Below are 10937 nucleotides of genomic sequence, written 5' to 3'. Positions count from 1 at the left end.
AACTCCATTTATAAAATAACTACTTTTTGAGGTTGAATAATCTTTAGCTATCTCAATATATTCGTTAATAGTAACTCTTACTGGTATTGATGGGAAATTTAAAAACTCTGTAATTGCCATTTTTATTAAAATCATATCAATATCTGCAATTCTATCAGATTCCCAATTTGGTGTTTTATCAGTGATATCTTCCTCGTAAGTTTTATGCTTTAAAATGGTTTTCTTAAACAAATCAGAAACAAAAGCTTCATCATCTTCATCTTTATACAAGGTACCTAATTCAAAAGTTTTATGAGGTTTACATTTGCTTAATGTTTTCACCACCCATGTATTTACAAATGGTATATCATCTACCCAAGAGATCATTTTGTCTTCGTAATAATCTGCTAATTTTTCATTAGGTGCAATTATTTCTTTAAAAAAATCTATCACAAAAGCTTTATCTTCTTTTGGTGAATCTTCTACAGTGTTTAAATACTTTTTGTATAAATCACTTTTTTGTAATTCATCAAAAATAATTTTCACATATTCATCATCTTCTTCCCAATGGTTAAGTTTATTCAATTCTATGTAACTCTCAACACTAATACTTTCTGCTATTAGATTAATTACTTTATTGTCTATAAACTTTGTGTTTGGCTTTAAATCTGCTTCAGTTGCAAGAATTTTCTTTTTGGATAATGCCATTTTCTTTGCAGCTAGTTTTTGTACTTCAATTATTAGTTGAAAGTTTAAAACATACAGATCGAACATTTTTAAAATACTGTGTTTTAAAAATTTTTCTTCTCTTATAATATCACTGTTATGAGATTGCTGCATGGCATATACAGACTGCATTACTTTAACTCGAATATGTCTTCTGTTAATCATTATAAAGAACTTAAAAAGCTTTTAATTTTCGATGCAAAAGTAGTATTATTTTATTTTCTTAAGAGTACTTTTTTAATTCTTTTTTAAGAAAATTTATCTTTTTGAAACTCGTATCTTCGTGCCATATTTATAACTAATTTTCTTCTTTGAAAGCACTTCAATATTTAAATAAATATTTTTCGAAATATAAGTGGCGTATTTTAATAGGTTTGCTAATTACCATATTATCTAAACTCTTAGCACTGCAAGTACCCAAACTTATTAAACAATCTTTTAATGTTGTAGAAGATTATCAAAATAATAAAGTTACCGATATTGATTTTGTAAAACACGAATTATTGATAAATGTACTCATTATAATCGGTGTTGCCTTGTTAAGTGGATTTTTCACTTTTTTAATGAGACAAACTATTATTGTTACTTCAAGGCTTATTGAATTTGATTTAAAAAACGAAATTTATCAACAATACCAGAAACTATCACTCAACTTCTACAAACAAAACAGAACTGGAGATTTAATGAATAGAATTAGTGAAGATGTGGGTAAAGTGCGTATGTATGTTGGTCCTGCTGTAATGTACACTATGAATATGTTAGTACTTTTTGCTGTTGGTTTTACCCAAATGGTTCAGGTAGATTTAAAATTAACATTGTATACCTTAATTCCTTTTCCGCTTTTGTCTATTTCAATCTTTGTTTTAAGTAAGGTTATACACAAAAGAAGTACAATTGTACAGCAATATTTATCTAAATTAACCACGTTTAATCAAGAGTTTTTATCAGGTATAAACGTGGTAAAATCTTATGGAATTGAAGCTTCCATAATTAAAGATTTCGATGAAATTTCTGATTTAAGCAAAGAGAAAAACATCAACTTACACAAAGCAAACGCTCTCTTTTTTCCTTTAATGCTTTTGCTAATAGGTATAAGTAATTTAATTGTAATTTATGTTGGTGGTAATTTATACATTAATGGCGAAATAAAATCTGGTGTTATTATTGAGTTTATGTTGTACGTAAATATACTTACTTGGCCAGTTGCAGTTGTTGGTTGGGTAACTTCTATGGTGCAACAAGCAGAGGCATCGCAAGCAAGAATTAATGAGTTTTTAGATGAAGTACCAGAAATTGAAAATACAAATACCTCACCTACAGAACTTTTAGGAAAAGTTACTTTTAAAGACGTAAGTTTTACTTATGATGATACCAATATTACTGCATTAAAAAACATTAATTTTACTGTAAATGCTGGAGAAACTTTAGCGATTTTAGGAAAAACTGGTGCTGGAAAATCTACAGTAATTGAATTAATTTCTAGGTTATATGATACTTCTGAAGGTGAAATTTTATTAGATGACAAACCTATTAAAGAAGCCAATTTAAACGATGTTAGAAATCAAATTGGTTTTGTACCTCAAGATCCTTTTTTATTTTCTGATACAATTGGAAATAATATTAAATTTGGAAAAGAAGACGCTACTGAAAACGAAATTATAGAAGCTGCAAAAAATGCTGTGGTTCATGATAATATTGTAGATTTTACTAAAGGATATGATACTATTTTAGGTGAACGAGGGGTAACACTTTCTGGCGGACAAAAACAACGTGTTTCTATAGCTAGAGCGATTATAAAAGACCCTAAAATTTTAATTTTTGACGATTGCTTGTCTGCTGTTGATACAGAAACTGAAGAAAAAATATTATCAAATTTAGAACGCGTTTCTAAAAATAAAACCACTTTTATTATTAGTCATAGAGTTTCATCTGCAAAAAATGCAGATAAAATTATTGTGTTAGACAATGGTAAAATAACACAGCAAGGAACTCATAATCAACTCATAGATAAAGATGGTTACTACAAAGATTTATACGAACAACAACTTTTAGAAAAAGAATTTTAAGGTTTAACCTTGCTACATAAAATAATTTGTTAGATTTGTAAGCACAACAAACAACAATTACTATTATTAAGATTATGGCAGAGAGAGTTGAACAGGAAGAAATTTTTTCGCAAGTATTAAGAGCTGGAAGAAGAACCTATTTTTTTGATGTTAGAGCAACAAAAGCAAACGACTATTATTTAACAGTTACAGAGAGTAAAAAATTTACACATGATGATGGTTCTTTTCATTATCAAAAACATAAAATTTACTTATATAAAGAAGATTTTTCTGATTTTCATGAAATGCTAAAAAAAGCAACAGACTATATTGTAGCTGAAAAAGGAGATGAAGTAATTAGCGAACGTCATCAAAAAGATTATAAAAAAGAAGAAATTAAAGAAGAAACCAAATCTGCACAAAGTTTTACAGATGTTTCTTTTGATGATATTTAACAGTGTAATGCTGTTTGTATTCTCCCCTTTAAATAGTAATATTTAAAGATACAATACAAACTTAATTCAATTCAATTTTACACTTTTTTACTAAAACAGCAAACTTTAATTAGTTTGCTGTTTTTATTTACAATACTTTTTTCATTGTTTTACTTTTAGAAACAGTTTCTAACCATTCTTTTTCAGCATTACTATCTTTTGTAATTCCCCCACCCACATAAATTGAAGCTTGGTTCTCCTCAATTTCCATACAACGTAAATTCACAAAAAGTGCTGATTTTTTGTTGATATTCAATTCACCTAAAAAACCGGTATAAAAACTTCTATGATAATTTTCGTTTTCTAAAATAAACTTCTTAGAAGTATTTCTTGGCAAACCACAAACTGCAGGTGTTGGATGCAAAGCCCTTATTAACGATTTTAAATAAGCATTTTCATACAAAACACCTTCAACTTTTGTTCTTAAATGCAATAAATTTCCAGCTTTAATTGTTTCAGTCTTATCAATTTTTAAGTTTGATGAAATATTTGCTAATTGATTTTCAATAAAATCAGTAACCAATTGTTGCTCTTCTAATTCTTTACTTTTCCAAATAATTTCTTTTTTGGATTGATAAACTTGCGTGCCAGCCAAAGACATGGTTTTAAAACTTTTATTTTCTATTTGCAAAAGCGTTTCTGGTGTAGCCCCTAACCACATCCCTATTTTTGGATGAAACCACACAGAAACAAATGCATTAGGGTAACTTTTTAAGAGTTTTTTATAAGTTAGTAGCAAATCAAAATAAGTAATATCAACCATTTCTTTTCTTGAAATCACTACTTTTTGCAAATTACTAGTGGCAATTTGCTGAATTGCTTTTTTAACAATAGTTATATGATGTTCTTTTGATTTTTCATCATCCTTTATATTGTTATTTTCAAAATCAAAATGATCTTCAACTAACTTTTCAGTAACAAATTCAGCTTTATCTAAAGAAAATAAAATCGCCTTTTCATCAGCATTAAATGGTGCAAAGACAAAACCTGATTCACAAAAATCGGTGGTATAAACTACATCATCATCATTCATAAAAAAACCTGAAATACCATTTGCCTTGGGTTTTCTATACACTGCAAAAGGTAATTTTAATTGATAAGAGGCTGTAATTTTATCAAAAATATTCATTTACTGTTTTTTTTCTAAAACAATATTAGTGAGTTTACAAATAGAAATTAGCTGTTCGTTTTCATCAACAACTTTTATTTCCCATAAATGGGTAGTTCTTCCTTTATGAACGGGTTTTGCAGTTGCATAAACAACACCATCTTTTTTACTTTTTAAATGGTTAATGCTTAACTCAATACCTTTTACAATTTTAGTTTTTGTATCTATAAATAATGCAGATGCACAACTACCTACAGTTTCTGCTAATGCTGCTGTTGCACCTCCATGCAAAATACCATAAGGTTGATAAACACTAGTATTTACAGGCATTTTAGCAGTAACAAAATCATCACCAACAGCAACAAACTCAATATTAAGTGTTTCCATTAATGTGTTTTTATTAAGATTGTTCAATACTAAAAGTGTATTTTCTATATTCATTTTACAAAATTTATCTATGTAAAAATACGCATAATTTATTGTATTTTTGCAGTCCAATATTTAAGAAATCTATGTACAAAATACGTGTTATTTTAGATACCAAAGAAGATGTAATTAGAACCATTTTGGTTGATGACAATATTAACTTAGAAAAGTTACATTTTATTATCGCCAAAGCATTTGGTTTTGAAGGGCAAGAAATGGCTTCTTTTTACAGAACTGATGATGAATGGAATCAAGGCGAAGAAATTCCGCTATTTAATATGGCTGAGGCTGGTGAAGAAATTTCTATGCAAACTTGCATTTTAAACGAAACACTACCTGAGCAAGATAATAAGCTAATTTATGTGTACGATTTTTTAAATATGTGGACTTTTTATGTAGATGTTGTTGAAATCTCATTAGAAAAAAGAAACGATTTACCAAAAACCATTTTAGAAGTAGGTAAAATACCTGATGAAGCTCCTGATAAAGAATTTATTGCAGAAAATTTTGATGATGATGACGATGATGAATTCGATATTTTTGATGATTTCGATTTTAATGAATATTAAAAATGATATTGCTTAGTTGTTTATAACTCAATAAACTTATTTTTAGCTGTTAACTTTTTAACAAAAAAACTTTACACAATTTTTCTTCGTAACAAAATTGTATTTTAGTCGTCATACTTGTATAACTGACTAAATCAATTTCTTTGGAAACAATCTTATCACTTAAAAATTTAGACAAAAAATACGGCAATGTTCATGCTGTAAATAATCTTTCTTTTGATATTCAAAAAGGAAACGTTTACGGAATTCTAGGGCCAAATGGAAGTGGAAAATCTACAACTTTAGGAATTATTTTAAACGTTGTTAACAGAACATCTGGAGAATTTTCTTGGTTTGATGGTAAACTATCAACCCATGAAGCCTTAAAAAAAGTAGGTGCAATTATTGAGCGTCCAAACTTTTATCCTTATATGACTGCTACTCAAAATTTAGCACTAATTTGCAAGATAAAAGGAATATCTACAGAAAAAATTGATGAAAAGTTAGCAATAGTAAATCTTTTTGAACGAAGAAACAGCAAGTTTAAAACATTTTCTTTAGGGATGAAACAACGGTTGGCCATAGCATCTGCCTTGTTGAACGACCCAGAAATTTTAATCTTAGACGAACCTACAAATGGATTGGATCCTCAAGGCATTCATGAAATTAGACAAATCATAAAAAAAATTGCCGCAAACGGTACAACCATTTTATTGGCTTCTCATTTATTAGATGAAGTAGAAAAAGTGTGTAGCCATGTGGTTGTGATTAGAAAAGGGATTAAACTTTATGCTGGTAGAGTTGATGAAATGACAGCTTCTCAAGGTTTATTAGAATTAAAAATTGAAGAGAATGAAGAGAAACTAATTGATTTTTTAAACAATCATAACGCTATTTTAAAAGTATCTAAAGATCACGAAACGATTATTGCTACTTTACAAGAAAACATATCAGCTGCAGAAATCAACAAAACTCTTTTTGCAGAAGGATTTGTTTTGAGTCATTTGGTAAAACGCAAACCTAGTTTAGAACAACAATTTTTAGATTTAACAAAAAACAACTAACCAAAAACTAAAGTCATGCTTAGACTTCTTACAATAGAATTTCATAAACTAAAATACAATAGCGCCAGTAAAGTATTATCTATCATATACTTTGGTTTATTAACATCAATTGCCTTAATTGCAGCCATAAAATTTGAATTTGGTAGCTTTAAATTGCATTTGGCAGAAGCCGGTATTTTTAACTTTCCTTATATATGGCATTTTAATACTTACATTGCTGCTATATTAAAGTTCTTTTTATTGTTAGTAATCGTCTCAATGATGTCTAACGAATACAGCTACAAAACTTTAAAACAAAATTTAATTGATGGTTTAAGTAAAAAGGAATTCATTTTATCTAAATTTTATACGGTTATCGCTTTTGCAGCCATATCAACTGTATTTGTTTTTATAGTTTCTTTAGTGTTAGGTTTATTCTATTCAGATTATAATGAATTTGCAATTATTGTATCTGATTTAGAGTATTTAATAGCTTTTTTTATAAAATTAGTTGGTTTTTTCTCTTTTGGATTGTTTTTAGGCATCTTAGTAAAGCGTTCGGCATTTGCAGTTGGGGCAATGTTTGTTTGGCTTATTATAGAAAATATGTTTAGAGGATTTTTATTTTGGAAATTCAATGAAAATGAGCATACCAGCACTACTGTAGATAAATTTATGCAATTTTTACCACTCGAATCAATGGCAAATCTAATAAAAGAACCATTTTCAAGATTAGGCGCTGTAAGATCAGCAGCAAATACCATGGGAGAAACATTTAGCAAAAGTTATTCTGTGGATTTATCAAACATATTAATCGTGAGTTTTTGGACTTTTTTATTCATATTTTTGTCTTACAAATTACTCTTAAAAAGAGATTTATAAAATTTAAAGTAACGTTTAAACTTTACAATTAAAAAAAGGTCTAATCTTATAAAAAGAATAGACCTTTTTTTCGTTTAATTCTTATTATTTTTAGCAGGTATTATTTATTTAATCATTTATCCTTGAAATATAAACTAATCATCTTGGTTTTTGCCATTCTGCAATTTCATAATTGCTATGGGCAATTAAGTAAAAAGCATTATTTACCACCTTTAACCTATGCTGAGGAAGGAAATGCAAATCCAGAAAATCAATATTTTTATATATCTACACCAAGTACTAAAGATGTAAGCTATACCATTAAACAAATAGGTTTTCCAGATAACGATATTACAGGAATTGTATCCAAAAATAATCCACAAGAAAGATTTATAGCAAATGGCGATAGCCAACTCTTTGTAGACTCTAGGCAAACAAGTGTTGTACATAACAACAAAGGTTACATTGTTGAAGCAACTGATGTTATTTATGTATCAATACGTGTTTTAGCAGGTAATGGTGCTCAAGCTGGTGCTTTAGTAAGTAAAGGTTCATCAGCTTTAGGCACTACATTTAGAGCTGGAATGTTTACTAATGAAAATCCGCAGACCAATTACTTAAATTTTATTTCTGTTATGGCATCAGAAGATAATACACAAATTACTTTTGATGATTTACCCACTGGAATTCAAATTAAAAATTATACAGGTAGTTTACCTATTTCCTTCACTTTAAATGAAGGTGAAAGTACCATCATTGCTACAAATGCTACTGATAATGTTATAAACAGAGATGGTTTAATTGGTACTTTAATTAGTGCTGATAAACCTATTGCTGTGAATACAGGTTCTGCCAATGGAAGTTTTCATAATGGTGGTGGAAGAGATTATGGTATAGACCAAATTGTTGGGCTAGATAAAGTGGGCACTAATTATATTTTTGTAAAAGGTGGAGGGGAAAATGGTTGGGAAAATGTTTTAATTGTAGCCCATGAAGACAATACAGCTGTTAGTAGAGATGGAAATGGTAGTGGCATAATTGCTTCGCTAAATAAAGGAGAATATATCTTATTAGAAGGAAGCGAATTTAACTCAAATGGTAATTTGTATATAGAAACTACGAAACCAGTATTTGCATATCAAGGTGTAGGTGCTAGCACTAGTGAAGCAAATCAAGGCATGTTTTTTGTACCTCCATTAAGCTGTGAAAGCAGAGGTAAGGTAGATAATATACCTATTATTGAAAGTATTGGAAATGTTACTTTTAGTGGAGGTGTAACAGTAGTAACCAATTCAAATGCAACTGTAACCATAAATTCAGAGCCTATTGCTAATTTTACAACTTCTGGACCATTTGCAATTGACATTAATAATGATGGAGTCTCTGATTATGAAACTTACAAAGTAACTAACTTAACTGGAAACATTAGTGTTGAAAGTAGTGAAGAGCTATATTGTGCTTATTTTAATGTTAACGGAGCAGCAACGTCTGGTAGTTTTTATTCTGGTTTTCCAACTGCACCTGAAATTAATTTTAATACAACAATTACCTCATTAGGTAATTGTATTCCTAACATTACTTTACAAGCTGCAAATACAGATTTATTTGATAGTTTTGAATGGCAGTATTTTAATGAAACAACAAATACTTGGGAGGCAAGAAGTACAAACACCGATTACAAACCTATAGAATCTGAACCTGGTAGGTATAAATTGATTGGTACAGTAGATTGTACTGGTGCTAAATTTGAATCTATTGAAATACCTGTTAGCATTTGTCCTGATGATTATGATGGAGATTTAATTATTGATAATTTAGACGTTGATTTAGATAATGATGGAATTTTAAACTGTGATGAATCTATTGGAAATGCAGCCATTAATATGTCTGACATTAGTAATCCTGAAATTATTTTTCAAGATGGCTCAACAAACGCTGCTTTAGTTTCTAGCACCTACACAAAAACCGAAAATACTAGCTCAATTACGGGAGATGCTGATGGTAATTTTGAATCAATCTTAGCTTCTAACCCAAATTCAAGTGCTCAATATCAATTAAAATTCACAAATAATGTAAACTTTGTTTTAAAACAAGATCCCACTAAAAATCATGTTTCAATAGATAACCAAGAGTTTTTCGTTTTAAAAATTACACCAAATAATAAAAACATTACCTTACTAGATCCTGATGATCAACTTTTAGTAGATTCTAATTTTGATGGTGAATATGAAACTGGTGTCACAACTATTTCTGCATCAGAAATTAGGTTTACCTATAAAGCTGGTGTAATGGGCAATTCAAGCACATTTCAGTTTGTGGCAAATCAAATAAATGAAATTATATTTGAGCACAATTCTATTGGTTTAATGACCGATTCTTACTTTAGAGGCAACATTCAACTTACTTGCTTTTCTTTAGATTCTGACGGTGATGGTATTGAAAACATATTCGATTTAGACTCTGATAATGATGGAATACCAGATGTAAATGAAGCTTTTCCTCAACCAAGTTCACTGTCTGGAGTTGATGCAAATCAAGATGGATTAGATGACATGTTTGATGGCATATTAAATGTAGATTCTGATAGCGATGGTATTTTAAATTATCTAGATTTAGACTCTGATAACGATGGTATTTTCGATGCTACAGAAGCTGGTCATAATTTAGACACTAATTTTGATGGTATTATAGACAATGCCAATGCATTAATTGGTAAAAATGGTTTGGTTGATAATTTAGAGGCCACTCCAGATGCAAAAAATCTTTCTTTAAACTACACCATATTAAATACAGACAATGATACAGATTTCGATTTTGTAGAATTAGATGCAGATAATGACAATTGTTTTGATGTAACAGAGGCTGGTTTTACAGACTTAAATAACGATGGTATTTTAGATGCTTCTCCTTTTACCATTAATGATGTTGGACAAGTAACTAACAATTTAGATGGCTATACAAATCCAAATTTAGATTATATTACAAGTGCTCCAATCATCTTAAACACTCCTTTTGAAGATGTAACTTTTTGTGAAAATGAAACAAATTCAATTACCATAGATTCCACAGCTGACACTTTTCAGTGGCAACTTTCTACAGATGGCACAACTTGGAATGCTATTTCAGACAATGCTGTTTATAGTGGAAGTACAACAAGTAGTTTACAAATTACAAATACACTTTTAAGTTATAATAATTATCAATATCGGGTTGTTTTAAATAAATCTGGTAACGCTTGTACTGAAACGTCAAATGCTATTAACCTTAGTGTTAATCCTATGCCTATTTTAAAGGCAATCCCCGAGTTAAATCAATGTATAGAAGTTACAGATAGTGATACAACCGTAAACTTAACTTTGGCACAACAAAACATCTCAGAAACCCCAAATGTTACTTTTGAGTTTTATGAAGATGCAGCTGGCACATTCCTAATTTCTAATCCAACTTCTTACCCAGTTAAAGTTAACGTTCCAGAAACTATATATGTAAAAGTAATTTCAGAATTTAATTGCGCATCTGAATTGGCAGAACTTACTATAAATGTGGGTCAAACAGTTCGTAACGCCTTCAACACACTACAACCCCCAGTTTGTGACGACTTTTTGGATACTAATGGTAATGATACTGATGCTAATTCTGATACGGATAATATCACCAATTTTTCTTTGGATAAAGATGCAATTCTCAATAGTATCAACTCTCCTGTA

General features: G+C 29.4%; 9 protein-coding genes. 6 read left to right on the top strand and 3 right to left on the bottom strand.

Features of this window, described 5'->3' with window-relative positions:
* On the bottom strand, positions 1-870 hold an 870-nt coding region (locus tag ACTG3V_RS13920), incomplete at its 3' end, for a transcription antitermination protein NusB (protein ID WP_439132778.1).
* Between the two features lie 146 nt (positions 871-1016).
* Between ACTG3V_RS13920 and ACTG3V_RS13915 the strand changes: the two genes are divergently transcribed.
* The gene (locus ACTG3V_RS13915; RefSeq protein WP_439132777.1) at positions 1017-2771 is read left to right on the top strand and encodes an ABC transporter ATP-binding protein; all 1755 of its coding nucleotides are present in this window, start codon (positions 1017-1019) and stop codon (positions 2769-2771) included.
* Between the two features lie 74 nt (positions 2772-2845).
* Positions 2846-3205, top strand: coding sequence for a PUR family DNA/RNA-binding protein (locus ACTG3V_RS13910; RefSeq protein ID WP_439132776.1), 360 nt, complete (start codon positions 2846-2848; stop codon positions 3203-3205).
* A gap of 127 nt (positions 3206-3332) precedes the next feature.
* Here ACTG3V_RS13910 and ACTG3V_RS13905 read toward each other — a convergent pair whose 3' ends face one another.
* Together ACTG3V_RS13905 and ACTG3V_RS13900 are read right to left on the bottom strand one after the other, a co-directional pair.
* Positions 3333-4373: a chorismate-binding protein gene (locus ACTG3V_RS13905; protein WP_439132775.1), complete on the bottom strand. Its 1041-nt coding sequence runs from the start codon at positions 4371-4373 to the stop codon at positions 3333-3335.
* Entirely contained in the window at positions 4374-4793 is a 420-nt protein-coding gene (locus tag ACTG3V_RS13900; protein ID WP_439132774.1) for a PaaI family thioesterase, read from the bottom strand.
* 71 nt (positions 4794-4864) lie between these two features.
* Between ACTG3V_RS13900 and ACTG3V_RS13895 the strand changes: the two genes are divergently transcribed.
* The 4 genes from ACTG3V_RS13895 to ACTG3V_RS13880 all read left to right on the top strand — a co-directional run.
* Complete coding sequence (locus tag ACTG3V_RS13895; protein WP_439132773.1) at positions 4865-5347, top strand: IS1096 element passenger TnpR family protein; 483 nt, start codon at positions 4865-4867, stop codon at positions 5345-5347.
* 143 nt (positions 5348-5490) lie between these two features.
* Positions 5491-6390, top strand: coding sequence for an ABC transporter ATP-binding protein (locus ACTG3V_RS13890; RefSeq protein ID WP_439132772.1), 900 nt, complete (start codon positions 5491-5493; stop codon positions 6388-6390).
* Positions 6391-6405: 15 nt separating this feature from the next.
* Positions 6406-7251: an ABC transporter permease gene (locus ACTG3V_RS13885; protein ID WP_439132771.1), complete on the top strand. Its 846-nt coding sequence runs from the start codon at positions 6406-6408 to the stop codon at positions 7249-7251.
* Between the two features lie 122 nt (positions 7252-7373).
* A partial coding sequence (locus ACTG3V_RS13880) for an IgGFc-binding protein (protein ID WP_439132770.1) occupies positions 7374-10937 on the top strand: 3564 nt, incomplete at its 3' end.

Origin of the sequence: Polaribacter sp., assembly GCF_965660385.1 — a bacterium.
Classification (GTDB): domain Bacteria; phylum Bacteroidota; class Bacteroidia; order Flavobacteriales; family Flavobacteriaceae; genus Polaribacter.
The sequence above is the reverse complement of the archived record's forward strand: the minus strand, read 5'-3'. Positions and strand labels throughout refer to the sequence as shown.

Coding starts and splice junctions, on each gene's coding strand:
- ACTG3V_RS13895 (WP_439132773.1), top strand. CDS start 4,865: ATGTACAAAATACGTGTTATTTTAGATACCAAAGAAGATGTAATTAGA.
- ACTG3V_RS13900 (WP_439132774.1), bottom strand. CDS start 4,793: ATGAATATAGAAAATACACTTTTAGTATTGAACAATCTTAATAAAAAC.
- ACTG3V_RS13905 (WP_439132775.1), bottom strand. CDS start 4,373: ATGAATATTTTTGATAAAATTACAGCCTCTTATCAATTAAAATTACCT.
- ACTG3V_RS13910 (WP_439132776.1), top strand. CDS start 2,846: ATGGCAGAGAGAGTTGAACAGGAAGAAATTTTTTCGCAAGTATTAAGA.
- ACTG3V_RS13885 (WP_439132771.1), top strand. CDS start 6,406: ATGCTTAGACTTCTTACAATAGAATTTCATAAACTAAAATACAATAGC.